The 25,640-nt window shown below is 46.5% G+C and carries 22 protein-coding genes and 1 riboswitch; of the genes, 11 read left to right on the forward strand and 11 right to left on the reverse strand.

Going from position 1 to position 25,640, the window contains the following annotated elements; translation table 11 throughout:
- Positions 1–27 precede the first annotated feature (27 nt).
- A complete protein-coding gene (locus DVG79_RS10635; protein WP_114596703.1) occupies positions 28–3,186 on the forward strand; it encodes a DUF3427 domain-containing protein in 3,159 nt (1,052 codons plus the stop codon).
- Here the strand turns inward: DVG79_RS10635 and DVG79_RS10640 are convergent.
- Positions 3,161–3,568 carry a (deoxy)nucleoside triphosphate pyrophosphohydrolase gene (locus DVG79_RS10640; RefSeq protein ID WP_114596704.1) on the reverse strand — a complete coding sequence of 136 codons (408 nt, stop codon included), beginning with the start codon at positions 3,566–3,568 and terminating at the stop codon, positions 3,161–3,163. The genes DVG79_RS10635 and DVG79_RS10640 overlap by 26 nt on opposite strands.
- A gap of 342 nt (positions 3,569–3,910) precedes the next feature.
- Between DVG79_RS10640 and DVG79_RS10645 the strand changes: the two genes are divergently transcribed.
- Positions 3,911–5,098 (forward strand): class I SAM-dependent rRNA methyltransferase, encoded by a 1,188-nt coding sequence (locus DVG79_RS10645; RefSeq protein WP_114596705.1) that lies wholly within the window; start codon positions 3,911–3,913, stop codon positions 5,096–5,098.
- A gap of 114 nt (positions 5,099–5,212) precedes the next feature.
- Here DVG79_RS10645 and DVG79_RS10650 read toward each other — a convergent pair whose 3' ends face one another.
- Positions 5,213–6,196 (reverse strand): zinc-binding dehydrogenase, encoded by a 984-nt coding sequence (locus tag DVG79_RS10650; protein WP_114596706.1) that lies wholly within the window; start codon positions 6,194–6,196, stop codon positions 5,213–5,215.
- 107 nt (positions 6,197–6,303) lie between these two features.
- On the opposite strand from DVG79_RS10650, the gene pepT reads away from it, so the two are divergent.
- Complete coding sequence (gene pepT, locus DVG79_RS10655) at positions 6,304–7,539, forward strand: peptidase T (protein ID WP_114596707.1); 1,236 nt, start codon at positions 6,304–6,306, stop codon at positions 7,537–7,539.
- A 100-nt stretch (positions 7,540–7,639) separates the two neighbouring features.
- Here pepT and DVG79_RS10660 read toward each other — a convergent pair whose 3' ends face one another.
- Positions 7,640–8,512: a prohibitin family protein gene (locus DVG79_RS10660; RefSeq protein ID WP_114596708.1), complete on the reverse strand. Its 873-nt coding sequence runs from the start codon at positions 8,510–8,512 to the stop codon at positions 7,640–7,642.
- Between the two features lie 301 nt (positions 8,513–8,813).
- Between DVG79_RS10660 and DVG79_RS10665 the strand changes: the two genes are divergently transcribed.
- From DVG79_RS10665 to DVG79_RS10675, 3 genes are all read left to right on the forward strand, one after another.
- A complete protein-coding gene (locus tag DVG79_RS10665; protein WP_012371821.1) occupies positions 8,814–10,439 on the forward strand; it encodes an ABC-F family ATP-binding cassette domain-containing protein in 1,626 nt (541 codons plus the stop codon).
- An 86-nt stretch (positions 10,440–10,525) separates the two neighbouring features.
- The gene (locus tag DVG79_RS10670) at positions 10,526–10,927 is read left to right on the forward strand and encodes an NUDIX domain-containing protein (protein ID WP_114596709.1); all 402 of its coding nucleotides are present in this window, start codon (positions 10,526–10,528) and stop codon (positions 10,925–10,927) included.
- 113 nt (positions 10,928–11,040) lie between these two features.
- The gene (locus DVG79_RS10675) at positions 11,041–12,918 is read left to right on the forward strand and encodes an alkaline phosphatase PhoX (RefSeq protein WP_114596710.1); all 1,878 of its coding nucleotides are present in this window, start codon (positions 11,041–11,043) and stop codon (positions 12,916–12,918) included.
- 89 nt (positions 12,919–13,007) lie between these two features.
- Here the strand turns inward: DVG79_RS10675 and DVG79_RS10680 are convergent, their stop codons facing one another.
- From DVG79_RS10680 to DVG79_RS10705, 6 genes are all read right to left on the reverse strand, one after another.
- Positions 13,008–13,466: an SRPBCC family protein gene (locus DVG79_RS10680; protein ID WP_114596711.1), complete on the reverse strand. Its 459-nt coding sequence runs from the start codon at positions 13,464–13,466 to the stop codon at positions 13,008–13,010.
- A 105-nt stretch (positions 13,467–13,571) separates the two neighbouring features.
- Positions 13,572–14,519, reverse strand: coding sequence for an ATP-grasp domain-containing protein (locus tag DVG79_RS10685; RefSeq protein ID WP_114596712.1), 948 nt, complete (start codon positions 14,517–14,519; stop codon positions 13,572–13,574).
- Entirely contained in the window at positions 14,516–15,574 is a 1,059-nt protein-coding gene (locus DVG79_RS10690) for an LLM class flavin-dependent oxidoreductase (protein ID WP_114596713.1), read from the reverse strand. The genes DVG79_RS10685 and DVG79_RS10690 overlap by 4 nt, the downstream gene beginning before the upstream one ends.
- Before the next feature lie 72 nt (positions 15,575–15,646).
- A riboswitch (SAM riboswitch) is annotated at positions 15,647–15,752 on the reverse strand.
- Positions 15,753–15,870: 118 nt separating this feature from the next.
- Entirely contained in the window at positions 15,871–16,509 is a 639-nt protein-coding gene (locus DVG79_RS10695) for a DUF975 family protein (RefSeq protein ID WP_114596714.1), read from the reverse strand.
- A gap of 70 nt (positions 16,510–16,579) precedes the next feature.
- On the reverse strand, positions 16,580–17,845 hold the full coding sequence (locus tag DVG79_RS10700) for a DUF2325 domain-containing protein (RefSeq protein WP_114596715.1): 1,266 nt from the start codon (positions 17,843–17,845) through the stop codon (positions 16,580–16,582).
- Between the two features lie 90 nt (positions 17,846–17,935).
- Positions 17,936–18,715, reverse strand: coding sequence for a DUF817 domain-containing protein (locus DVG79_RS10705; RefSeq protein ID WP_114596716.1), 780 nt, complete (start codon positions 18,713–18,715; stop codon positions 17,936–17,938).
- Between the two features lie 150 nt (positions 18,716–18,865).
- Between DVG79_RS10705 and DVG79_RS10710 the strand changes: the two genes are divergently transcribed.
- The 5 genes from DVG79_RS10710 to DVG79_RS10730 all read left to right on the forward strand — a co-directional run bounded on the left by DVG79_RS10710 (position 18,866) and on the right by DVG79_RS10730 (position 22,872).
- Positions 18,866–19,534, forward strand: coding sequence for a YczE/YyaS/YitT family protein (locus DVG79_RS10710; protein ID WP_114596717.1), 669 nt, complete (start codon positions 18,866–18,868; stop codon positions 19,532–19,534).
- A 148-nt stretch (positions 19,535–19,682) separates the two neighbouring features.
- On the forward strand, positions 19,683–20,138 hold the full coding sequence (locus DVG79_RS10715; protein WP_114596718.1) for a MarR family winged helix-turn-helix transcriptional regulator: 456 nt from the start codon (positions 19,683–19,685) through the stop codon (positions 20,136–20,138).
- 15 nt (positions 20,139–20,153) lie between these two features.
- The gene (locus DVG79_RS10720) at positions 20,154–20,789 is read left to right on the forward strand and encodes a nitroreductase family protein (protein ID WP_114596719.1); all 636 of its coding nucleotides are present in this window, start codon (positions 20,154–20,156) and stop codon (positions 20,787–20,789) included.
- A gap of 53 nt (positions 20,790–20,842) precedes the next feature.
- Positions 20,843–21,478 (forward strand): nitroreductase family protein, encoded by a 636-nt coding sequence (locus tag DVG79_RS10725; RefSeq protein WP_026827093.1) that lies wholly within the window; start codon positions 20,843–20,845, stop codon positions 21,476–21,478.
- Positions 21,479–21,552: 74 nt separating this feature from the next.
- Positions 21,553–22,872, forward strand: coding sequence for an NAD(P)/FAD-dependent oxidoreductase (locus DVG79_RS10730; protein WP_114596720.1), 1,320 nt, complete (start codon positions 21,553–21,555; stop codon positions 22,870–22,872).
- Positions 22,873–22,897: 25 nt separating this feature from the next.
- On the opposite strand, the gene DVG79_RS10735 is transcribed toward DVG79_RS10730, so the two are convergent.
- Both DVG79_RS10735 and rlmN read right to left on the reverse strand, forming a co-directional pair.
- The gene (locus DVG79_RS10735) at positions 22,898–24,343 is read right to left on the reverse strand and encodes a DEAD/DEAH box helicase (RefSeq protein WP_114596721.1); all 1,446 of its coding nucleotides are present in this window, start codon (positions 24,341–24,343) and stop codon (positions 22,898–22,900) included.
- A gap of 133 nt (positions 24,344–24,476) precedes the next feature.
- Complete coding sequence (rlmN, locus tag DVG79_RS10740; protein ID WP_114596722.1) at positions 24,477–25,550, reverse strand: dual-specificity RNA methyltransferase RlmN; 1,074 nt, start codon at positions 25,548–25,550, stop codon at positions 24,477–24,479.
- Between the last annotated feature and the right edge of the window lie 90 nt (positions 25,551–25,640).

Raw genomic sequence — 25,640 nt, forward strand, 5'->3', positions numbered from 1 at the left:
AGTTTGGAATTTACTGGAGGTCATCAGATGTCATCGTTTCAAGAAAAATTACGCAGTCAAAATACTGAATCTCATCCTTTTGAAAAAAGCTCTCCGATTCAACCGGCAGATTATACCGCTGAATTACTGACCCATTTAAACGAGCTCTTCTATAAATCGATTGTTGAACTTCAACAAAACCAACTGACCGGGGAAATGATTGAAACCACAAACCGTTGGCTCTCTGCATTAGACGAACCGCTTTTGGTTGCGCCCTTGCATCGTGAACTAACATCCTCTACTACGACACCTGTACAATATGAAAAATCATTAAGAGCATGGGACTTGATTGCACCGGGTCAAGAAAATCAGGAAAAACTGTTGCATCATTTGATTGGTGAATTATCAACAGCCCAATCCGCCGACTGGATGGTCAGCTTTACACGCCATTCCGGGATTCAGGCATTGGTCCCCTCACTTCAAGAAGCGGAACGCATCCAAAAACCGATTCGTATTTTAACTTCATTTTATATGAACATTACAGAAGCCAAGGCATTGCGTACCCTGATGCAATTTAAAAATATCGAGATTAAAATTTACGAACCGATTAAAAAAAATCAGGCTTTCCATCCAAAAGCTTACTTATTTACGCGGGAAACTAATTTACATAGTGCGATTATCGGTTCATCCAATTTATCAAAGTCTGCTTTAACCAACGGACTGGAGTGGAATGTTCGAATTCCCCATTCTCCTCTCACGTCTTTAGTTTCTCAAGCGCAAACTCTTTTTAATAATCTCTGGAGCAGTAACGAAGCCATTCCCTGCACTTCAGCAATTTTAGATCAATATGAACAACACCATTTAGACTCTCCGAAAATCAAACAGTTTATCGTCAATGACCGCGTTGCAGAATCGCTTGTTGAATACGAAGTAATTCAGCCAAATGAGATGCAGCTTCCGGCTTTGGAACAATTACACCGTTTACGGTTAAAACAACAAACAAAAGCCATGGTCATCGCAGCAACGGGAACAGGAAAAACATATTTGGCGGCTTTCGACGTCAAACAGTTCGCAGCTAAACGTGTTCTGTTTGTCGCTCACCGCGGAAAACTTTTATCTCAAGCGGAAGAAACATTTAAGAAAATTTTCACAGATATCCATGCCACATTCGGGCGGTACCAGGCAAATCAAAAAGATCTTGATACACAATTTACTTTTGCGACCATTCAAACGTTCTCAAAAGAAATTCATTTGGAACAATTCGATCCAAACACTTTTGATTACATCATCATCGATGAGTTTCACCATGCTGCTTCCGAGTCTTACCAAAAAATTCTCAACTACTTTACACCACAATTTTTACTCGGAATTACGGCAACACCGGAACGAATGGACGGATTAAATATCTTTAAGTTAGTGGACCACAATATTGCATACGAAATTCGATTGTACGATGCGTTGGCCCAAGATTTATTAACACCGTTCCATTACTTTGGTATTCAAGATGATGACGCCATTGATTATGAAGCCATTCCTCAAAAAAATGGCTTATATATCGAAAAAGATTTAGTCGAAGCACTCGAACGTTCTTCTCGGACGGAATATATTCTTGAGATGATGACTAAATTCGGTCACAGCGGTACAGCTCGGGTCGGACTCGGTTTTTGTGTCAATATTGATCATGCCGAATACATGGCTGCTGAGTTTAACAAGCACCAAATCGAGTCACTGGCTATCACAAGTAAACAAACGGAAGCAGAACGGGAACAAGCCATTCAACGGCTGGAAAATGATCAGGATCCGTTATCGTTTATCTTTACAGTCGATCTTTTTAATGAAGGTGTCGATATTCCCAAAATCAACGTCATGCTATTTTTACGTCCAACAGAATCTCCAACCATCTTTATTCAGCAACTCGGTCGCGGCTTACGGAAACATGAATCCAAAGAATACGTCACAATTTTAGATTTCATCGGCAACAGCCAACGTGCTTTTGTAGCACCACTTGTGTTATCCGGCCAGCAATCTTTCCATTCGATCGACCGTTATCATGTCGCCAATGCGGTTCAAAATCATTTTCCGATTTTGCCCGAAGGTTCCTTAGCGATTTTAGATCATGTGACAGAGGCATTCATCATCGAACAAATGAAGAAAATTGAATTCTCGGCCAGTAAACAATTACGTGAAAGTTATCAACGTCTAATGACTATGATCGGCGACACGCCATCACTAAACGATTTGGTGACACATCCGGATGCACCGGCCATTGAAACGATTATTCAACAATGGAAAAGTGTCCTGCGATTAAAACAACTGGAAAAAGTAGCAACCGATGAAGAAGTGGCTTTGTTGCTTAATCCGGATACACGACGTGTTCTTCAACATATCGAAAGTTGGTTCCCGATCCGCGAACCGTTCAGCTTATTGATGATTCAATTGTTGCTCACCCAGCAAAGCATTTCCGCTGATGATGTCATTCAATCGACCGCAACCCGCTTTGCCGTTTCACCGGAAGCCTCAACACATCGTTTGCCTTTGATTCAGCATTTGTTTAATCGCTGGTCTACTTCTTTAAAACACGATCGGATTATTTTGCTCGTTGAATCTGCCGCTAGTGAATATGCCTTCTCGGAAGAGATGACCCGGGTTTTAGCATCGTCACCAGAGTTAGTCGACTATTTGCAGGAGCTGATTCAAGCTGGTCTCCACTCATTTGAGCAACTTTCCGGAGGCGAAAACTGGTTGACTAGCTCTCAATCGCTGATTTCGAGAATGACATACAGTCGTTCTGTCATCCAACGATTATTACAATCTCCAAGCCAGGAAGGCTCATGGCGTGAAGGAGTCGCACAAGCCGGAGACGATTATGTATTATTCGTGAATTTACACAAAAATGAATCGATTGAAGATCAGTTGAATTATCAAGACTACTTTATTGATAAAGATCATTTCCATTGGCAATCCCAAAGTATTGCTACAGCTAACGGAAAAGCAGGAGAGTTGTACCGCCACCACGAAGCACGCGGAATCAAGATTCATCTGTTTATCCGCAAGGCTGAAAAAGAACAAGGCCGGTCCTTACCGTTTACGTACTTCGGTGAACTGATTCATAAACACAGTCACGGATCTAAACCGATTAATGTTGAATGGATTTTAAAAGAACCTTTAACTAGCGAAGAATCTATTTCGTGGAAAAAGCTTTCATAATTTTTTCAACAGCTGGCACATCAGCCGGCGCCCAGTTCAAAGAATTTAACTGTTTGACGGGTACCCAGCGTAATTCGGCATGTTCCAGTGCTTCCGGTGCACCCGATACAATCCTTGATTGAAAAGTCGATAACTCAACAATCACTTTTTCATATTCATACCGTGTCGTTTCAATGTGATTGCCTACTTGAATCGTACAATTTAACTCTTCCTGAATTTCGCGGTAAAGAGACTCTTCAGGACGTTCACCCGGTTCGATTTTTCCACCCGGAAACTCCCAAAGGTTCGGTAATGACATGACAGGACTGCGAAGAGCACACAGAATTTCGTTTTTTGAATTAGTCACTACTGCACCTACAACGGAAATTGTCTTTTTTGACATGCTGTTCATCCTCTCTTTAATCAATCATTTATGTCTATCCTAAACTACAACTCGTGAAAAAGGATCACTTCTTTCATGCGACTCCTACAGGAAAAAGCGCAGGAATCTGCGCTGTCAGAGACAAATAAGACCCGATTCTCGATTCCATGGAATCGAGAATTCTGGCTTATGTCTCGCCTGAGGAAAGCGCATGGAAAAGAAGCGATTCTTTTTTTACAAAAGTTATCCACACACTAACAGCTATTTGGGTCAATCTTTTTTTATTCAAATTATCCACATGTGGATAACTTTCCATATGCTATACTTTTACTACTTATCCACAATTAGAAATGAGGAAATCGTGTGCCACGTGAAATCTATCCGGTTGTCGTCAAAGCGACAGCCATCGAACAAATCAAAGACGGACAACCGCTTCTGTATAAAGAACTGTTCCAAAAGACCAACCATCTTAAAGAAGCCGGTGCCTTGCTCCGGTTGACAACAGAAGATAAAGAATACCTTGCGACGGGTTATTTTGGCAAGCAGGAAAAAGGGATCGGTTGGTTACTGACGACTGATGAACTGCAAGACATCGACGAAACCTTCTTCAAAGAAAAAATCGAGGTTGCCCTCGATCGTCGAAATGATTTTTTTGAGAGTGATTTGATTGATACGTTCCGGGTCTTTAACGGTTCAGGAGACGGAATCGGCGGCCTGACAATCGATTGTTTTGATCACCATTATCTGATTACGTTTGAAAACGAAGGGATCTATTCTTTTAAATCTGATATCATGTCTGCCCTTGAATCCCTTATTCATTTTAAGAGTATTTACGAAAAACGGGCTTTCCAGATTGATGGACAACCCGTCAAAGGCGACGATTTCTTAGCCGGTGAACGCGGTGATTTCCCGGAAGTCTTGCAGGAAAACGGAATCCCTCTGCTGTACCATCTCGATGCCGGCATGCGCACCGGTCTCGATATTCAGCAGCGCGAACTCCGTTCCATCGTCAAAGAACACGCTGCAGACCGACGTGTCCTGAATCTGTTTTCGGATACCGGTACGTTAACGGCAGCTGCCCTGCTTGGTGGTGCAACCGAAACAACAAGCGTCGATTTCTCGACACGGAGCCGCAATAAAACGATCGAACAGCTTGAATTGCATCAGCTGGATACAACGACACAGACGATTCTTGTACAGGACGCGTTTGACTATATCGATCAAGCCGATAAGAAAACACGCTTTGATTTCGTCATCGTGCATCCGCCGACATTCGTCAAAACACAAGCCCGTCATTTCCGGGCAGAAGTCGATTTAACTGCTTTGATTCAACAAACGATCCACATGACACATCGCGGCGGTTTATTGCTGATTACGACAGACTGTCCCTTATTCGACCAAGCCCGCTTTATGAAGATGGTCGATCAAGCATTTAAAAAGTTACGTCAAACGTATGAAATCGTTTGGGAAAGCACTCCTTTAGAAGACTTCCCGGAACATGCTTCTTTAAAAGAAGTAGCTTCAAAATCCGTCTTGGTCCGGCGTAAATAATCATATAATTAACAATTCTGCTGATGAAAAAACCATCAGCAGAATTTTTTTGGGATTAAAAGGAAAAGTAAAATGAACATCGAATCATTATTCTTAGGAAAATGAGCTTTCATCTCAAATGATGCTTACTTTTCCAAAATGTGACCGCTGATCAAAGGTTTGGTAGGCTGCATTCAATGCATCAAGCTGACGCGGCACCTGTTCTTCGATGACGAGATCGATGACTCCATCCGCGACGAGTTGTGCCACTTCTGCCAGATGCTCTTGTTGACGTAACATTTCCTGCTCTTTTCCCTTCAACAACGGAAGCGCAACAAAAACAGCTTCCAGCGTCAGTGCTTTACTGTGCATCGGTGTCAAATCCTGTGTAGTCCGGGTGGCGATCGAAATAATTTTCCCGCGTTCCTTTGCAAGGATGAACGACTCCTGCAAATGATCTCCGCCGACGGTATCAATGATGACATCGAATCCGTCATGACCGTGACGCGCTAATAACTGTTCAGCTGATTCATCCCGGTACCGGTGGGGACGAATACCGTGTTGTTCTAACCACGTTGCCTTCTCATCACTTGAAGCACTCGCTGTCACGTCACATCCATAATGTTTAGCCAGTTGTCCGACAAGATGGCCGACCCCACCCGTTCCACCTGCTACATATAATCGCATACCGGATTGAACGGCTGCCCGTTCCTTCAGCACTTCCATCGCTGTCAGACTGATGACAGGCAGGCAACCTGCTGCAGCAATATCTAGATTATCCGGTCTGAGTACAGCCATCTGTTCAGGAACCAGCATTTCCTCCGCTAGTGCGCCGGACCGGTTGCCGAGTCCACCGCCAAATGCGATGACGTGATCGCCGACGGAAAAAGACGTCACACTCTCTCCGATTTCAATGATTGTCCCCGTAACATCGCCCTGGAGAATTCCAGTTACAGGAGCTGCCGCCACATGACCAAAAAACATTTTTGTGTCCAGTGGATTCAAGCTCGTCCCTTCGACTTTTATTTTCAAATCATAATTTCCTGTTTGACCGAGTGTGACGTCTTTTTCTGTTAGTGCAGCGTCTTTTCCGTACTGTTCGACGACATAAGCTTTCATAAAAAATCCCCCTTTTTTCAAATCAGTTTATCCTGTTTCAGAATACTCTAACAATCGTACTTCGTGCTATGATGAAGCTACCTTAACTCAGAAAGGACGTTTTTTCTTTGAAACATGATTTGATTCGTCGTTTGACTACATATGCGAAAATCGATACACAGTCTGACTACGCAAGTACGACCGTTCCGACAACAGACGGACAATGGACGCTCGCTCGTCTGCTTGTTGACGAACTGAAGGAAATTGGCATGAGTGATGTGACCGTTGATGCAAACGGATATGTCATGGCGACCCTTCCTGCCAATACCGATGCGGATATTCCGACAATCGGATTTTTAGCCCACTTGGATACGGCAACTGATTTCACGGGAACAAACGTCAATCCGCAAATCGTCGAAGATTATGATGGAGAAGACTTGGTCCTCAATGCGACACTTCCTGTCATCCTGTCACCAAAGGATTTCCCAGCACTTAAAAACTACGTCGGACATACGTTGATGACGACAGATGGTACGACATTACTCGGTGCAGATAATAAGGCCGGCATCGCCGAAATCATGACAGCGATGCATCACCTTATCACCCATCCGGAAATCAAACACGGCCGGATTCGTGTCGCCTTCACACCGGATGAAGAAATCGGGCGCGGCCCGCATCATTTTGACGTCGCTGCTTTTGATGCAAAATTCGCCTATACGGTCGATGGAGGTCCGCTCGGTGAACTCGAGTATGAGAGTTTTAATGCCGCTGCTGCCGAAATCATTTTCCATGGCACGAACGTCCACCCGGGTACGGCAAAAGATAAGATGGTCAATTCGCAAAAACACGCGATGGCTTTCCAGAACCGGTTGCCGGGCGACGAAGCCCCTGAATTCACGGATGGATTCGAAGGATTCTACCACTTGATTTCGTTTGAAGGTTCGGTCGAAAAAACGACGGTCCAGTACATCATCCGTGATTTTGACCGTTCTAAATTCGAAGCCCGGAAACACTTCCTGACGGCTTTGGTCGAAGAATGGAACAAGAAATACGGGGCAGGCAGTGTCGAAATCAAACTAAATGATCAATACTACAACATGCGTGAAAAAATCGAACCACACATGGAAATCGTTGATATCGCCCATGCGGCGATGGAATCACGTGGTGTCACACCAATCATCAAACCAATTCGTGGCGGGACGGACGGTTCGCAACTGTCGTACATGGGACTCCCGACACCGAATATCTTCACCGGTGGCGAAAATTACCACGGAAAGTTTGAGTTCATCTCTGTTGATAATATGGTGAAGGCAACGGAAGTCGTGGTGGCAATTGCTGAACGATTCGCTCAGTCAGCTAAATAAGACGGTATAACGAAAGCAGATTCTCGACATGAGAATCTGCTTTTTTTCATGATTCATACGGTTTATCCGGACAACAGATAACCCTTATCAAAACAAATATTTACTTTTCTTCTGCTGTTGTTTGCTGATCCGGAATCGGCAATTGGACCATGCTACCGGATCCACTGACGAGTGGTGATTTTCCGTCCCATTTCTTGACGGCTTCATACTGAATCATTTCTTCCGTCAACGTTTTTTGTAATTCTTTTTGCGCTTTCGCGAGACCCTGCGCTTCAATGAGTCGGGCATCCGCTGCTCCCTTTGCTTCTACGCGCAATCGTTCTGCTTCTGCTTTCGCAATCGCAAGATCTGTCTTCTTTTTATCCAGCTCTTGTGACGCTTTGACACGCGCATCAATCGCTTCCTGGGTTTTCGCATCCGGTTTCGGTGCTCCAAGTGCCACGTCTTCGATGATGAAACCAATCTTTTTCACATCTTCGGCAAACTGTGTCTGAATACTCGTCGAGACATTTCCAGACTGTTCCCCGAATAACTCAAGGACGGTGACTTTCGAAATCTGTTCACGGGACGCATCATAAAGGCGTTGTTTTAAGTAACCGGCTGCAATCTCATCAATTTCAATCGGACCAAATTTATTAAAAACTTCCGTCACCTGATCCGGTGAGACCGAAAAACTGTACGTAAAGTCGACGACGATATTTTTCCCGTCCTTTGTTGCCAGTGTCATATTGTCGAGCGATTTCGTCTGTGTCCGGATTGGATACTCGGTGACGCGTGTAATCGGCGAAACGATATGCCATCCTTGCGAGAGTGTTTCATCCTGGACACCGCTTGACGGTTTGTAGACGACCCCGACCTGTCCCGGTTCGATTTGTTCGACGATGAATGGCGTCATCGCAAGAAGGGCGACGACAATCACACCGGCGATGATCATCGATGGCCGGATACGTTTTTTCGGTTTAATTTCTCTCATTTAGAATCTCCTTTATCAATTTTATCTTGAATATACTTATACAGTTCAATGGCCAGCAAGACGATCAGTGCAAAAAATAATAACGTGAAAAGTGTTGCCACGCCGTCCTCCTCCTTCATGAATGTTGTAACTACTCTTACGCTTCAGATTGGAAAATGTTTCATTTTGTTTAAAAGCATGGTTGCTAAATTGCGCAATCCGGTCTAAGATGTAAAGAACTTTGTCCTTGAAACGAAGCGTATCATTTTGTGGTACACTCGTAACAGCACATCACACACTAGAAACGAGGGTTCATCTCTATATGATTACAGTACAAAACGTCGGTCTCCGCTTTGCGGACCGTAAATTATTCGAAGACGTCAACATCAAGTTCACACCGGGCAACTGCTACGGTCTCATCGGTGCAAACGGTGCCGGTAAATCAACATTCCTTAAAATTCTTGCCGGTGATATCGAAGCACAACAAGGAGACGTCATCATCACGCCGGGCGAACGCCTTGGTGTCCTTCGCCAGAACCACTATGAATATGAAGAATTCCAAGTCATCGAAACCGTCATGATGGGGCATAAGCGCCTTTATGAAGTCATGAAAGAAAAAGATGCTATCTATATGAAAGAAAACTTCTCAGACGAAGACGGCATGCGTGCTGCCGAGCTCGAAGGTGAGTTCGCAGAAATGAACGGATGGGAAGCGGAGTCGGAAGCGGCAATGCTTTTACAAGGTCTCGGTATTAAAGAAAACCTGCATACGAAAACAATGGCTGAACTGACAGGCGGAGAGAAAGTTAAAGTCCTGCTTGCCCAAGCCTTGTTCGGTAAACCAGACATTCTGTTGCTCGATGAGCCTACCAACGGTCTTGACCTGAAAGCCGTTAAATGGCTTGAAGAATTCTTGATCGGGTTTGAAAATACGGTCATCGTCATTTCCCACGACCGTCACTTCCTCAACAACGTGTGTACGCATATGGCCGATCTCGATTACGGGAAAATCCAACTGTATATTGGAAACTATGATTTCTGGTACGAATCAAGTCAGCTTGCTTCACGTATGGCAGGCGACCAAAACAAGAAAAAAGAAGAAAAAATCAAAGAACTTCAAGCCTTCATCGCCCGTTTCAGCTCGAACGCCTCTAAAGCGAAACAGGCGACATCACGGAAAAAGTTGCTTGATAAAATTACACTCGACGACATCCGTCCGTCGTCACGCCGTTATCCGTTCGTCGGCTTCACACCGGAACGTGAAATCGGAAACGATCTGTTGATCGTCGATGGCATTTCGAAAACAATCGATGGTGTCAAAGTCCTTGATAATGTCCGTTTCTCGTTAAACAAAACGGATAAAGCCGTCTTCATCAGCCAAAATGACATCGCGATCACGACACTCTTCAAAATTCTGATGGGTGAGATGGAAGCGGACAGCGGAACATTCAAATGGGGCGTCACGACGTCACAATCTTATCTGCCAAAAGATAACTCCGCTTTCTTCGAAGGTTCGGACAAAACGATTCTCGATTGGTTGCGCCAGTATTCGCCGGCTGACGAGAGCGATACGTTCCTCCGTGGTTTCCTCGGCCGGATGCTCTTCTCCGGTGAAGAAGTCATGAAAAAAGCGTCTGTCTTATCCGGGGGAGAAAAAGTCCGTTGTATGTTATCAAAAGCGATGCTCAGCGGCTCAAACGTTCTTGTCCTCGACGATCCGACGAACCACTTGGATCTCGAATCGATCACGGCACTTAACGATGGTTTGATTGCTTACAAAGGCGCGATGCTCTTCAGTTCGCATGACCATCAGTTCGTTGAAACGATTGCAAACCGGATCATCGAATTGACACCAAACGGTATCGTCGATAAAGAAACAACATACGATGAATACCTCAACAACGAGTCTGTTCAACAACAATTGTCTACGTTGTACGCAACAAACTAATGCAATCAACAAGAGACCTGTCCTAACGGATCGGGTCTCTTTTTTTGTACACTAGATGTATCAGTCCGAACAGAGGAGGAAATCATTTGCGTCACCGTGCCTGTGCAGCTTTGATTGAGAACGGTCGGATTTTAATGGTCCGGCTTACGACGGAAACTCAAAGTTTTTGGACCTTACCGGGCGGTGGTCTCAACACCGATGAAACGTTCGAACAGGCCGTCGTGCGGGAAGTCGAGGAAGAGGTTCACTTGAACGTCCGTGTCATCCGCCCGTTGTATACGAAAATCGATTCGTCCGGAAAAGAAGTCTGCTTTCTCGTCGAACGTATTGATACCACGGTTCCTTTCCTCGGTCAGGATCCCGAACGACCGCTTGATCAACAAGTCCTATCCGGGATGGACTGGCATCCTCTTGCTGAGATGAAAGAGGATATACAAGTTTCCGAAGTTTTGGCTGCATTGAACAAGACACCGTCTCTCCTTTTGTAAATGAAAGATTAACCAAGTGAAACGAAACTGTCCTGTTATGTTTACATCCTCTTCATAATCAACTGATTAAATGAGAAAGTAGCAAGACAACAAACAACTTGGGGGAATTTATCATGAAACGAACACTTATCGTCGGTCTATCCGCAGCTGTCCTGTCATCGAGTCTGATTCCAACATTCGCTGATGCCCATACATCCCATGCAGCACGGGATATCAAGAAAGTCGAGTTTCTATCGATGGATGCACCAAATACAGTTAATGAAATGGTCAAAACATATACGGAAGCCAAAGTTAAGGTCACGTATCAAAACGGCAAAACCGAAATCAAACCGCTCGACTACAATCAATTGTTCTTATCACAAGATAAAATCGTTGAGAATAAAGGCGCGATGATCGCCGCCGGAACACCGATTGACGTCAATGGTGATCCAATCATCGATCGGAGCGTCCCGGACAAGCCGGAAGACTTCGTCTCTGACGCACCGGACTCAAACAGCCTGCTTGAAGTCCACGGCAAAAAATATATGGTCTCACACTTCGAGTATGATTCAATCGATAACGCCGGAAATGAGGTCAAGGGACTGCCCGCTTCGATGACATTGACAGAAGTCGTACAGGATAAAAAGACCGGGAAACTTGCGGTCAAGAAAGCGAGTAAAATCGACTTCAAGAACGTCAATGGTCTCTGGACACCATGTAACGGTTCGACGACACCATGGGGCACACATCTCGGTTCGGAAGAATATGAGCCGGATGCCCGGGCGTTCGAGTCGGATCCGACTTCTTCCGCTTATAAAGAAGTTAACGCCTTCGCCGAACGTTACTTCGGAACAAAAGAAAAAGCGAATCCTTATTTCTACGGCTTCACACCGGAAATCTCGGTCGACCGTAAAGGAAAGTCCTCCGTCGTCAAACATTACAGCACCGGTCGTTTCTCACACGAAATGATGCAGATTCTGCCTGACCAAAAAACAGCCATCTTCGGAGATGACGGCAATAATACGATGATGTTCATGTACGTCGCCGATAAAAAGAAAGACTTCTCACAAGGAACGCTGTACGCTGCCAAGTTCAAACAAACGAAGGCAACAGAAGGCGGTGCCGGGGATCTCGAATGGATTAAACTCGGACATGCATCCGATAAAAAAGTGAAACGCTTAATCGACAAAGGAACGAAGTTTAGTGACATTTTTGAAACAGCTGACGTTCCAACACCCGGCTTTAAAGCAGTCAAGACAGCTGCCAGCAAAAAGGTGGAGTATCTGAAGCTGAAACCAGGCAAGGAAAAAGAAGCAGCCTTCCTCGAATCCCGTCGTTACGGTGCGTTACTTGGGGCAACGTCTGAATTCAACAAGATGGAAGGGATTACGGTTAATGCGGAGGACAAAAAAGCCTATATCGCACTCTCCTATGTTTCCGGCAGTACGGAAAAACAAGATGGTGCCGTTCAGGATGATATTCAGCTTGAAAAACGCGAATCCGGTGTGACGTTTGAAATCGACCTCGGTCGTTCTAAAGGCATCGACAGCCGCTATGTTCCGACGAATATGCAAGCCCTCGTCATCGGTGAGGATTTAGCGAAGCCGGATGCCTACGGTAACACAGCGAATCCGAATCTTGTTTCAAATCCGGATAACCTGGCTTATTCCGCAACATCGAACACACTCTTCATCGGTGAAGACAGCTCGTTGCACACGAATAACTTCGTCTGGGCCTACAACTTGAAGACGAAAAAACTGTCACGGATTCTCTCTGTTCCGGTTGGAGCGGAAGCGACAGGACTGCGTTCACTCGATCGTGTCGGCGGATACAGCTACCTGCTCAGCAACTACCAGCATCCGGGTGAAGGACTCAACGGTAAGCAGATTACAGCCGTTGATCCGAAGAAACTCGAACAAGCGATGCAGGAAGGCATCGGCATTCAAAAAACAGGCGGTGTCGGTTACTTGTCCGGTCTCCCGACGGGTCAGAAATCGTATTCTCACCGTTAAACCACATAAGAACTTAACAAAAAGCAGGAAGTGGATGTTAAATCCGCTCCCTGCTTTTTTAGTCTGACGATTCAAGACGGCTCTTTCGATTACGTACGCAACTGACCGGCTTCCTGTTCCACACGACGGAGTAACCCTTGCACGATTTTTTCCGTCTCCCGTTCGCCTCCGAGTGACAACAGACTTCGCCCGACAAAGTTGGCGCCTTCGTTTTTGCCGGTATAAATCAGCTGACAGCTCGTTTCGTCGAGCCGTTTCAGTGTAAACGTCATCTCGAGCTGAAAGATTTTCGCAAGAGTAAAGCCAATCGTATTTTGCTTAAAGTCCGGTTCGCTTGTATACGCAAGATCCGTCACGATGTACGTCTCTAACCGGTTCCCCTGCATGTACGTTTGCCTATACGTCGAACCGACGACACCCGGTTTGCGTTCGATCACTTCGTGCTGGACGACACCCGGAATTAACCGTTGCAACCGATCGTGATCAAATAAATGCCAAGCCTGCTCGATTGGAACGTCGAGGACTTTTTCTTCGTGCCATGTTACCATCCGAACCCCCCCTCCCTTTACTGAAAAATACCCTGATGCGTGCAGTTCTAACTTCAAACTGCACACAGACAGGGTATTTGGCTTATTTGAATCGGTCCGTGATGATTATTTTACCGTTTGATGTTCGAGGGCAGCACCAAGGAACTTCGCCAGTTCGAGCATTCCGAACTTACCGGCGGCCGCTTCCGCATCCGAGTTGTAGTTCGTATTCGTGTTGACGTCATACGTATAAATCGTTCCATCCGCATCCTTGATGAACTCAATCCCGGCGACCGCAATCTGATTCGCTTGCAGGAATGCTTCGTACTTTTGAATGATTGAATCATCAAATCCGTCAACGACTTTAAATTTCATCGGTGTTTGCGGTGCTTCTTCCCCGACCGGGCAGAATAAGTCATCGATCACACACGCATCCGCCGGGCACAGTTCAAAGCCTTCTGATGTATCAACTTGGACAGCGTAAACGAATTTTCCACCGACGAACTCACAGCGTGTGATGTATGGCTCCGGTGCCTGGATATATTCTTGAATCAGCGTGATTCCGTCGACCGGTTCGTCAAACGTCGGACCGTCAAGATACGTCTCGAGTGCTTCAATCGAGTGGAACAACTGGACGCCGAGCCCTTTTCCGGCACGGTTGTGTTTTGTGATGAACGAAGATACGCCGATATTTTTCGCCGCTTCAACAATCTGATCACGTCCGACGGCAGCCGTCGTTTTCGGAACCCGGATACCGGCTTTTCGAAGAGCCGTATACTGATTGATTTTACTGACTTCCAGTCGCAACGCACGTGTTCCGTTGAAGACCGTCCGGTCGTGTTCCTCGAGCCACGCGAGCACCCCTTCCGTCAGTTCCGGCGCGTAGCGGTGCCCGCGCGTATGCGAAGACGCACTCATCCGGCTGTAGAAGACGCCTTTTGGCGGGATTTCATCAAGCGGGACCTGTCCTTCATCGAGATGCCACTGTTCATACGGCAACTCCAGTTCCTCGAGTCGTTTAATTAAATGGTCCGTCCATTCCTGGTTTTCGTGTAAGATATGAATTTTTGTCATTTGGTTTGACCTACCTTTCGTTTTTCTTCGACAAGCGGCATGACGTCGCGCGCGAAGCGTTCCATTTCTTCCAGTTGCGGTGAGAATTGCAGGAGCAACAGAGTAACGCCGACGTCTTCAAAGGCAAGAATCCGTTCGGCAATCTGTTCCGGTGTCCCGATTAAATCAGGACGAAGTCCACGGTTTGAGACCGAATAGTCATTCCGTTTCACCTGTTGTTCGAGTTGGGATTTGCTGACGAAATCGTCGTATCCGGCGTACCCGGCACCATCTTCCTTGACGTCCGTAATCCGTTGCCACTCTTGCACCGCCTCTTCTTCCGTATCGCGGCAGATGATATAAGCAGCCAGTCCAAAACTTTCAAGCGGCGGTTGCCCTGTCGCTTGTCGGCGCGCCTTCATATCCTCAATCTTAACGGACACTTCTTCCACTGTTCCGCCGTGCATGACATAAGCGTCACAATGATTGACGATGGTTTGTTTGCCGGCTTCACTTTCTCCACCTGCATACAATTTGATACCCGGGCGTTGAACCGGCTTCGGATGCAGTTGTGTCTTCTCAAGCGTATAGTAGTTGCCGTCAAAGCTGTACGGGGAAGCGTCTGCCCATAATCCTTTCATGATCGTGACAAACTCTTCCGTCCGTGCGTAGCGTTCGTCGTGGGCCGTGAAAATTCCGTTGTACTGCCGGGCTTCTTCTTCCCACCAGGCCGAGACGACGTTTAACGTAAAGCGTCCGTTGCTGAGCTGATCGATGTTTGCTGCCATCTTCGCGGTCGTCGCCGGATTATGGAACCCCGGACGGACCGCTGTCATGATTTCGAGACGTTCCGTCGTCGCGGCAATCGCCGCTGCCGTCGTCCAGGCTTCAAGACTGGGTGCTTCGAGTCCTTTGATGTCATTTAAGTTCAATTCGGCAATCAGTGTCGTCGAAAACCCGATTTGTTCTGCTGTTTGTGCGACCTGTTTGGCATAGTCGAACGTCGCCGGCATCTGTTCGTCCTCGACATTCCGTAACCATCCGCCAAAAATCGGTAACCAAAATCCATACTCCATCCGTTATGTCCCCCTTATAAAAAAAGTCGCTCTTCTCGAAAATCGAAAAGAGCGACGGATTAATCATGTCTGCTCTTATCTGTAAAGGAAAAGATTCCTTTAGGAAGTAGCACCTTCCGCTGCTCGCGGGGTTGCTGAAGTGTCTTCGGGCCATTCCCTCGACTTCTCTTGATAAGAATTATTGGAATTATCGTACACTTTTTAGCAGAGTAAAGCAACCATTAAACCTTGTTTTCCAATCGGAATTAATAACAGTATTAAAAAAGGACGAGAGCCAGGCTCTCATCCTCATGGTCTTAATATGGGGCAACAAACGTCGATTGTTCGACGGGTGCTTCTTCGCCGCGGATCCGGTCATAGAATTTTGCAAGCGTGACGCTGACGTAAGGAATAATCCACAAGAATCCGATTCCGATCGTAATCAATCCAAGGAAAAACCAGCCGATGAACGATAGAATCAACAGGAAAGCTTCCATTTTGTGTCCATCCATCATTTGACGTGACCGGGTGATTGCTTCCAATACACCAATCGAAGGTTCATCCCGCAAAATGTAGTAAGTCAACATATACGAAAATGATTTGATAATGGCCGGTACAACCAATAACAATGCCCATAGGAACAAGAATACAAATTGGACGATTGAAAGCAGGACAACTTTTATGAAATATTTATAGGGCTCAAATAAATCACTGATTTTTGTTTGTTCTCCCCGTGCGATAGAAAGTGAGAACCAGACCCATCCTGCACCAAGTGGGAGTAATAAGATCGTTGCAATCAATCCGAGGAAGTCAATCGTCTGGAAAGGTTCGTCATAATCAGACGACAGTAGTTCCGGAATGACTTGCAGAATTGCGAATAATAAAAACATCAAGACCGTAAAGCCCCAACGACCGCTTAATGCTTCCTTTGCTGATTTTTTTAATTGTGATGACATGAATATGATCCTCCTCAAAATAAGTTCTATCCTTATTTACGGCTCATGAAGAGAGGAGTTTCACCTTTTTTCAGGATTTTCCTGTTTTCAACTGATTTAAGCGTGCTTTTTCAAGTTGGCGCTGGCATGCCGTATACAACGAACGTCGTCCGTCGAGCCGTTCCATCGCAAACGGAATATCATGTTTCTTCGCCTGCGCGATGACGTGTGCTGAAGCCGCATGGGATACCCGGCTCGTCACGACGACAATCGCATCGGTCTTTTTCGCGAGACTGGCAATCTTTTTCGCAGATTGGGCATCACCCGACAGATGAATCAGCTCGATTCCTGTTTTTTCGAAAAACGTCCGGTAGACCGGTGCTTGCTGTTCATTGCCGACGATGACGAGCCGCATGCCTTCAAATGGTGCAAAATCAAGTGGTTCCTTATCGAGGAAGTCGATGGGCTGCCCCGGTACGGACGTCGTGACGAGTGGTGTCAACGGTCGGGATTTCTTTTCACGAATCCGGCGCGTTTTCTGCTCTTGTTTTACTTTCGACTTTCGTTTCATTTGCTTCAGATAGCGTCCCGACTTTTTGACGGCTGATCCATGAGTCGGTTCAACTGACGAAGGCCCTGGTGTGGTTGGACTGTTCGACGTTTCTAACAGTTGTACTGTCGGTTCTTCATATTGGAACGGATACTTCCAGGCAATCGTCAGTGTTTCCGGACGACCTTTCCACATGACGAGATCGACGAGCTGTCCTTCTTTCAGATGGAAAAAGCGCATGTCTTCAACCGGTGTCGCATAATAAAAGGACTTACCCGTCTCATCCTTTAATGGTCCTTCGACCGTCGATTCAATGATGCCATGATTTTTAACGATACATTTTTCAAAAACGATTCGTTCAGACAGTGGCTTCATCCGGTCAGTTGCGACAACAGCCATCACTTCAAGTGTCGTCCGGCGGGAGTCCTGATGTACGACTTGGACACGGATTTCCATTCCATGTTCAAGGTTCCATTGCCGGATTTCTGTTTCCGAGATATGACTGTTCGGCCATTCCCGTAAAGAACCACCTTTTAATTCACGGACAAACGTATAGGCGTAACGTTGTTCGATGACAGGATTGATCTGTGCAGGAGGAACGACAGGTTGTTCGAATCTGACGTCTTCTTCTGGTTCGTTCCACACAATGTCCGGTTTTGCGGAGGGTGTATAGTAACGCGACATCTGCACCCATTCATCGATTCCCCGGATTTCCTCGAGCAGTAAGTCCCATTCTTCCACCGTGTCGACTACTTTCATTTTACCAGCGACTAACGTCTTCGCCCGTTCCACAATCTGTTGCATCATCTTCAACAACCCCTTTGCTTTTTTTCAACTATAGCAAGGGACTTTCGTATAGGTTGGTCAAAAAAAGACCTGGTTATTTTTTGGATATGGTTAGGCTTTTATTTCGATTGACGGATCACCGAGCCGGTATTTTTCGACAGAGACAATCAAAATCGTGATGATGACAAGTAAAAACCAGGACGATAATTTCCCGAAGTCGACCAGCTCCCATCCATCCTGCTGATTCGGATACACCCATCCCTTAAAAAAGGTTACGATATTTTCCGCCAGCCAGATGAACCAGGCAATCAATCCAAACGAGAGGGTAAGCGGCATCCGGTAGACCGTTTCATCCAGGCGGAAATAGACCCAGGACTTATAAAAGACGAGAGCAACAATCCCCATCAAAATCCAACGAAAATCAAACAACCAATGATGGGTAAAAAAGTTGGCGTACACGAGCAGACCGGTCGCTAAAGCAAACAGTGGCCGGGGAAACTGCGTAATTCGGAGATCAAAACGGCGAAATGCCTGACAAATGTAACTGGCGACACTCGCATACATGAAACCGGCATAGAGCGGAACACCCAACACTTTACTGAAGGCGTCTTCCGGATAACTCCAGGAGCCGACCTGGACTTTAAACAGCTCCAGTCCGAGTCCAATCGCATGGAATATTAAAATCAATTTAAACTCTTCTTTCGTTTCATAACGCGTGACAAGTAAAACGATTTGTACGAGGAGACACCAGATCAGGAGCAAATCGTAGCGGGCAATCGGCTCCGCCGGCAGATAACGGGAGGCAGCAAGTGCCAGGAAAATCGCGACCGGAAACACACAACAGATGGCCTCAAGGTATGTAAAACGGAAAAAATGACGGATTTTTTGCATGGACGGACCTCCTTTTCATTAGTATACGGATCAGCAGAACGGATTCCCTCCATCTCAAGATGGAAAATATCGGATTCGCTTTAGTTTCTTTCCTCAAACATGGTACAGTTAATGAATCAATTTGATTTTGAAACGAGGTGTCTCCCATCCATGAAGCAGACCATTCAAACATCCTGGCTGTTCCGTTCCGTTCTGAAATGGGCATTATTCTTATTCGGTCTTTTTTTACTTGCTGTCGGTTCATCGATGATGATCACGGCACAACTCGGCGTCTCGACCTGGGACGTTCTGCACCTTGGTCTGCAAAATAAAACGCCGTTTTCCGTCGGAACGATTATTCTTCTCGTCGGCTTGTTACTGGTGTTCGTCAAATACTTGCTCGACCGGATTACACCGCAGGTCGGCACACTCGTCAACGCGATTTTTGTCGGCGTGTTCATGAATCTGGTTCTCGGTTCCGGTCTCCTGCCCTCCTTTTCTTCTCTGTGGCAGAATACACTGTGGCTGATTGCCGGTATCTTCATCATCGGGATGGGCGCGGGGTTGTATGTTGCTGTCGGGTACGGCGCTGGACCACGGGACGGACTGACACTGACGCTCGCTGAACGGTTCGGTACATCCATCCGGATGATGCGGACATTCATGGAAATCACCGCTTGCGGTATCGGTTGGCTGCTCGGAGGACCCGTGTTCTTCGGAACGATCTTATCGATTTTCCTGATTGGTCCGTTCCTGCAATTTTGGTTAGGGCATTTCCGCCGGATGATTGCTGCGATTGATGCCGGAACGATTCCCCGGAAACAACAAAAAATCAGTTAAGTCGTCTGACTCGATACCATTTCATCTGAAATGGTATCTTTTTTGTGGATGAAGCATATTAGTTGCAGCATGCAAGCAGACACGTTATATTCATTTACATATCAATCTTTGATACGTCAAGGATTTTTCGAACGAAGGGAAGGATGTGATGAACGTGAGTATTTCCTGTACCGAAAAAGGACGACTGATTTATGCGCTCGTCTCCGTCAATAAGACGATTGCTCAAAAATTTGATCTCTGTACGGACGGCTTCAGCCAAACCCGGATGGACTTATTAGCGCAACTCGAGGTCGATACGACCATCAGTCAAAAAGAGTTGCAACAACGTGTCAACGTTGATAATGCAGCCGTGACACGACATTTAAAACACCTGGAAACGAAGGGCATGATTGAACGTGTCCGTTCCGCAACCGATAACCGTGTCATTCTCGTTTCGTTGACGTCAGAAGGCGCCACACGAATCACCCGGTTACGTCAGCAAAAAGATGAATTCCTCGAGCAACTGCTTGAAGGATTCACGGCAGATGAACAACACCAGCTGGCACAAATGATCCAACGAATTGAAACAAATGCCCTTACCTTACCTAAAACAACTGTTAACTAAAAAGGAGACTTTCAAATGACTACACAAACTGCAACTGATTTCATGGAAATCGTTAAAGGACGCCGCTCGATCCGCAACTACGACACAAACGTCAAGATTTCAAAAGAAGAAATGACACAAATCCTTGAAGAAGCAACACTCGCTCCATCTTCGGTCAACATGCAACCATGGCGTTTCCTCGTCATCGACAGCGAAGAAGGAAAAGCAACACTCGCTCCGCTCGCTAAATTCAACCAGGTGCAAGTCGAAACATCATCTGCAGTTATCGCTGTCTTTGGTGACATGAAAGCAATCGATCAACTTGAAAACATCTATGATACAGCTGTTGAAAAAGGACTGATGCCGCAAGAAGTCCGCGATCGTCAAGTTCCTGCCATTCAAGGAATGTATGAAAGCGTACCGGCCAGTGCACTGAAAGACAGCATCTTGATCGACTCAGGTCTCGTCTCGATGCAATTAATGCTCGTTGCCCGTGCACACGGTTACGATACAAATCCGATCGGCGGTTATGAAAAAGACCAAATCGCTGAAGCTTTCGGTATGGAAAAAGACCGTTACGTACCGGTTATGCTTCTTTCAATCGGGAAAGCCGTCGACACAGGATACCCGTCGGTCCGTCTGCCAATCAACGACATCACCGACTGGAAATAAGCAGTACTCATATTCATCAAAAAAAGAGAACAAACAAAAGGGAGATTATTACTATGACAACTCAAACAACTACAGACTTTATGGAAATCGTTAAAGGACGCCGCTCAATCCGCAACTACGACACAAACGTCAAGATTTCAAAAGAAGAAATGACACAAATCCTTGAAGAAGCAACACTTGCTCCATCTTCGGTCAACATGCAACCATGGCGTTTCCTCGTCATCGACAGTGCAGAAGGAAAAGCGACGCTTGCTCCACTTGCTAAATTCAACCAGGTTCAAGTCGAGACATCATCTGCTGTCATCGCCGTCTTCGGAGATATGAATGCAGTCGACAGCATCGATACCATCTACGATATGGCTGTTGAAAAAGGATTAATGCCGCAAGAAGTCCGCGATCGTCAAGTCCCTGCCATCAAAGGCTTCTACAGCCCGGAAGATACAGATACACTTCGTGACAGCATCCTGATCGACTCAGGCCTCGTCTCGATGCAATTGATGCTCGTCGCCCGTGCACACGGTTACGATACAAACCCGATCGGCGGTTACGAAAAAGATCAAATCGCTGAAGCATTCGGTATGGATAAAGACCGTTACCTTCCTGTCATGCTCCTTTCCATCGGAAAAGCAGTTGACGCCGGGTACCCATCGGTTCGTTTGCCGATCAACGACATCACAGACTGGAAATAATCGTTTGAAAGCTCCGGATTCCTCAACAGGAATCCGGTTTTTTTGTATACTGACGAAAAGGAGCTGGTCAAACGATGTATGATGTGACGATTATCGGTGCCGGTGTCGCTGGAATCTTTCTGGCACACGAACTGATGGCACAAGGTCAGACGGTTCTGTTGATTGATGCCGGAAAACCGCTTGAGCAACGGACAACACAGGAAGCCTACCTCGGTTTTGGCGGACTCGGAAAATCGGAAGGAAAATACAACTATTCTGCCGGATTCGGCGGCGAACTCGCAGAGAAACTGGGACCGGAGAAGATGCTCCAACTGATGCAACAAGTCGATGCCCTCTTGTGTCGTTACGGCGCGGACGAGGTCGATACCTATTCGACATCCAATCCAGAGCTCGCAACCCGGGCGCGCGCTGCCGGTCTTGAAACGATCGAAACGACGGTCCGCCATCTCGGGACAGGATTATCGGAACGTATTTTAAGACGGCTCGAAGCCGTTCTTCAGAAACAGATTACCTTTCGCTTTGAGACGTTTGTCGAAACGATCGAGAAACAACATAACGGGTTTCTGCTTACGACTAAACACGAGACATTTTCGAGTCAACGTGTCGTCTTCGCGACCGGACGTTCCGGTACGGAGTGGATGCAGGCACAACTGCAGACGCTTGGACTCACTCAAAACAAAACACGCCTCGACCTCGGGATTCGGATTGAGATGGAGGAAACGGCATTCCGGACACTGTTACAGGATACATTCGAAACGAAGCTGGCCTATGCGTCAGCAGCCGGAACGGCGGTCACGTACTGTATGAATCCGAAAGGACGGATCATCCGCAAACATCAGGAGGGTCTCGTCATGCCGGATGGTCAGAATTTCCGCGAACAGGAGTCCGGAACGACCAACTTGAACTTCACGCTGTTTTTACCGCGTTATTTTGCGACACTTGCAGAAGCGAATCACTATGCCGCTTCCGTCATCGGACGGATCAATCAGGGAACAGACCGGATCGTCGTGCAACGACTGGGGGATTTGCGTTCAGCCCGTATGACTTCCTCAGCTGATCTTGCCGAAAATAAAATCAGACCGACTTTAGAAGCGACTGCCGGTCATCTGATGGAGGAAGTACCGGAAACCGACATTACCGTTCTGTTGGAATTCCTGGACCGTCTTGAACACCTCCTCGAGACACCACTTTCACCGGATACGTTACTGTACGGTATGGACGGAAAATTTTATGCCCCGGTACTGTCGACGTCTCCGGTCTTTGAAACGGATCTTCCGGGACTGTATGCCATCGGCGATTGCTCCGGTGTGACGCACTCCCTGTCACAAGCAGCTGCAAGCGGTCTTTATCTCGGACAACACCTGACACAAAAAACAGCCGTCTTAAGAGAGTGATGTCTCTTTAGACGGCTGCTGCCATTTATTTTTTGAACGCTTCGTACACTTTCAACTGTTTGCCTTTGACTTTTGTTGTCTTCATCGCCCGCAAGACGAGCGGACCTTTTCCGTTCAGGATTTCCACGTACGTGACGGTATCCTGAATCGTGATGATTCCGATGTCTTGCGCGGTCATGCCTTCGATTTTCGCAATCGTTCCGACGAAATCAACGGCACGAAGTTTCTTTTTCTTCCCGCCGTTAAAATAGAGCTTCATGATATCGGCATTCAGCTGTTCCGTTTTCGAAGCCCGGACATCAGCCGTCGTAATTTTCTCTTCAAACGCATCCGCTGTCCGAATCAGTTCCTTTTCAGTCGGTGCCTGGCGTCTTTCAATGGCCTCACCACGGTACTGTTCGACTTCACGCAGACGGCGCATATCGGACTCGGTCACTAAACTGATTGCTTTTCCGAGCGCTCCTGCCCGTCCCGTCCGGCCTGTCCGGTGCACATAACTTTCTTTTTCGACCGGCATGTCGTACTGGATGACGTGTGTGATGTTTTCAATATCGATGCCACGTGCTGCGACGTCTGTTGCGACGAGATAACGGAACTCACCTGCCCGGAAGGCTTTCATGACAGCAAGACGCTCATCCTGTTCCATTCCGCCGTGAATTTTTTCGACCGGATAATCCATTGATGCCAACCCCTGGGCGACGAAATCGACATGTTCTTTCGTCCGGCAGAAAATCATGCACCGGTCCGGATTTTCGACGACCGTGACATCTTTGAGGACCGCAAATTTCGTTTTATCGGTTACCGTAATATAACTGTGTTCGATTTCTGCAATTTCCGTTGCCTTTGTCAGGATTTCGACTTCCTTCGGTGACTGCATGTAACGGTCACTCAGCTGATGGATGTCTTGTGGGAACGTCGCAGAGAACAGCATGGTCGTCCGTTGTTTCGGCAATTGTTTTAAGATCGTATCCACTTGATCGAGGAAGCCCATGTTGAGCATCTCGTCCGCCTCGTCAAGAACCAGGTATTTCACTTTTTCAAGTGATAACGTGCCGCGCTCCAAGTGATCGAGCACCCGTCCCGGTGTCCCGACGACGATATGTGTCTTCTGTTTCAGTTCTGCGACTTGTCCGCGGAATGGTTGTTTCCCAAACACAGCTGTCGCTTTGATTCGTTTATAACGACCGATGTTCATGACATCTTCCGTGACTTGCAGGGCCAGCTCACGCGTTGGTGTTAAAATTAACGCCTGGGGTTTGTTTTCTTCCCACTCAACGAGTTCGCAAAGGGGAATTCCGAACGATGCCGTCTTCCCGCTGCCGGTCCGTGATTTGACGATGATATCTTTTTCCGATAAAGCTACCGGAATGACGGCTTGTTGGACATCGGTCGGCGTATGATAACCGAGCTGTTCAATCGCTTCTAGAATCGGCGTACTGAGTTGAAAATCAGTGAATGGTTTTTTAGACATAAGAATACCTCATTTATTTTTATAGTTTATGTTTAAGTTGGATTTGTTAATCAGACGTGACCTCTCATTATGCGCTACTTTCAACAGAACGTCAAAAGAGCTTCCCGTCAGAGTGACGGGAAGCTCCACTTGCTTATTTTGCTGCGACTGTATCTTTTTTGATTTGTTTACTGCGGAGCTGACCACATGCGGCATCGATATCCGTACCGTGTTCAAGACGGACACCACAGTTGAGACCGTTCTTTTTCAATGTGTCGTAGAACGTTGAAATATCTTCCGACGTACTGCGTTGGTATTGACCGTGCTCGTCGACCGGATTGTACGGAATCAAGTTGACGTACGTCAAATGACGTTTGTCTTCGAACAATTTCGCAAGCTCGATCGCTTGGGCTTTCTGGTCGTTGACGCCACGTAAAAGGATGTACTCGATCGTGATTTTCCGGTTCGTCGTCTTGACGTAGTAATCGATGGCAGGCATCAATTTCTCGAGCGGAATCGCACGGTTGATTTTCATGATTTGTGTGCGGAGTTCGTTGTTTGGCGCGTGAAGTGAAATCGCCAAGTTAACTTGAAGTTTTAAATCTGCGAATTTGTAGATTTTATCTGCGAGTCCACTTGTCGAAACCGTGATGTGACGCGCACCGATTGCAAGACCGTTGTGATCTTTGATGACGTTCAAGAAATCGACCATGTTGTCGAAGTTATCAAACGGCTCACCGATACCCATGACGACGACGTGGCTGACACGCTCTTCTTTACCGACAGCATCGAGGTGATGCTGAACGTTCATGATTTGCTCGACGATTTCTCCAGCCGAGAGATCACGGCTCTTCTTAATCAAGCCACTTGCGCAGAAGCTACAGCCGATGTTACAGCCGACTTGCGTCGTGACACAGACTGACAGACCGTACTTGTGACGCATCAAGACCGTTTCGATCAAGCTGCCATCATATAATTTGAAGAGGAACTTGATTGTTCCATCTGCCGATTCCTGTTTGACGGATTCCGTCATCGAATTAATCGCAAAACTCTGATCTAACAACTCAAGGCAATCCTTGTTGACATTCGTCATTTCTGCGAAAGTAGTGACACGTTTACGATACAACCAATCCCAAACTTGTTTTGCTCGGAACGGTTTGTGACCTTGATGCGATAACCATTCAGTCATCTGCTCAAGTGTTAATCCATAAATGGACGGTTTATTCATTAGAGAGACCTCATTTCTTTTTCCAGAACTATAACATTCCTTTATCTTAGTAAAAATCAGCCGCTTACGCAACGTTCAAATCCTAAATGT

The organism is Exiguobacterium sp. RIT594 (genome assembly GCF_003339585.1).
Taxonomy (GTDB): Bacteria; Bacillota; Bacilli; order Exiguobacteriales; family Exiguobacteriaceae; genus Exiguobacterium_A.

Coding starts and splice junctions, on each gene's coding strand:
- DVG79_RS10700 (WP_114596715.1), bottom strand. CDS start 17,845: ATGATGCAACAGATTGTGGAACGGGCGAAGACGTTAGTCGCTGGTAAA.
- DVG79_RS10685 (WP_114596712.1), bottom strand. CDS start 14,519: ATGACAAAAATTCATATCTTACACGAAAACCAGGAATGGACGGACCAT.
- DVG79_RS10735 (WP_114596721.1), bottom strand. CDS start 24,343: ATGTCTAAAAAACCATTCACTGATTTTCAACTCAGTACGCCGATTCTA.
- DVG79_RS10680 (WP_114596711.1), bottom strand. CDS start 13,466: ATGGTAACATGGCACGAAGAAAAAGTCCTCGACGTTCCAATCGAGCAG.
- DVG79_RS10710 (WP_114596717.1), top strand. CDS start 18,866: ATGAAGCAGACCATTCAAACATCCTGGCTGTTCCGTTCCGTTCTGAAA.
- DVG79_RS10725 (WP_026827093.1), top strand. CDS start 20,843: ATGACAACTCAAACAACTACAGACTTTATGGAAATCGTTAAAGGACGC.
- DVG79_RS10640 (WP_114596704.1), bottom strand. CDS start 3,568: ATGTCAAAAAAGACAATTTCCGTTGTAGGTGCAGTAGTGACTAATTCA.
- DVG79_RS10660 (WP_114596708.1), bottom strand. CDS start 8,512: ATGAGAGAAATTAAACCGAAAAAACGTATCCGGCCATCGATGATCATC.
- DVG79_RS10715 (WP_114596718.1), top strand. CDS start 19,683: ATGAACGTGAGTATTTCCTGTACCGAAAAAGGACGACTGATTTATGCG.
- DVG79_RS10720 (WP_114596719.1), top strand. CDS start 20,154: ATGACTACACAAACTGCAACTGATTTCATGGAAATCGTTAAAGGACGC.
- DVG79_RS10690 (WP_114596713.1), bottom strand. CDS start 15,574: ATGGAGTATGGATTTTGGTTACCGATTTTTGGCGGATGGTTACGGAAT.
- DVG79_RS10665 (WP_012371821.1), top strand. CDS start 8,814: ATGATTACAGTACAAAACGTCGGTCTCCGCTTTGCGGACCGTAAATTA.
- DVG79_RS10650 (WP_114596706.1), bottom strand. CDS start 6,196: ATGAAAGCTTATGTCGTCGAACAGTACGGAAAAGACGCTGCACTAACA.
- DVG79_RS10675 (WP_114596710.1), top strand. CDS start 11,041: ATGAAACGAACACTTATCGTCGGTCTATCCGCAGCTGTCCTGTCATCG.
- DVG79_RS10705 (WP_114596716.1), bottom strand. CDS start 18,715: ATGCAAAAAATCCGTCATTTTTTCCGTTTTACATACCTTGAGGCCATC.
- DVG79_RS10695 (WP_114596714.1), bottom strand. CDS start 16,509: ATGTCATCACAATTAAAAAAATCAGCAAAGGAAGCATTAAGCGGTCGT.
- DVG79_RS10635 (WP_114596703.1), top strand. CDS start 28: ATGTCATCGTTTCAAGAAAAATTACGCAGTCAAAATACTGAATCTCAT.
- rlmN (WP_114596722.1), bottom strand. CDS start 25,550: ATGAATAAACCGTCCATTTATGGATTAACACTTGAGCAGATGACTGAA.
- DVG79_RS10730 (WP_114596720.1), top strand. CDS start 21,553: ATGTATGATGTGACGATTATCGGTGCCGGTGTCGCTGGAATCTTTCTG.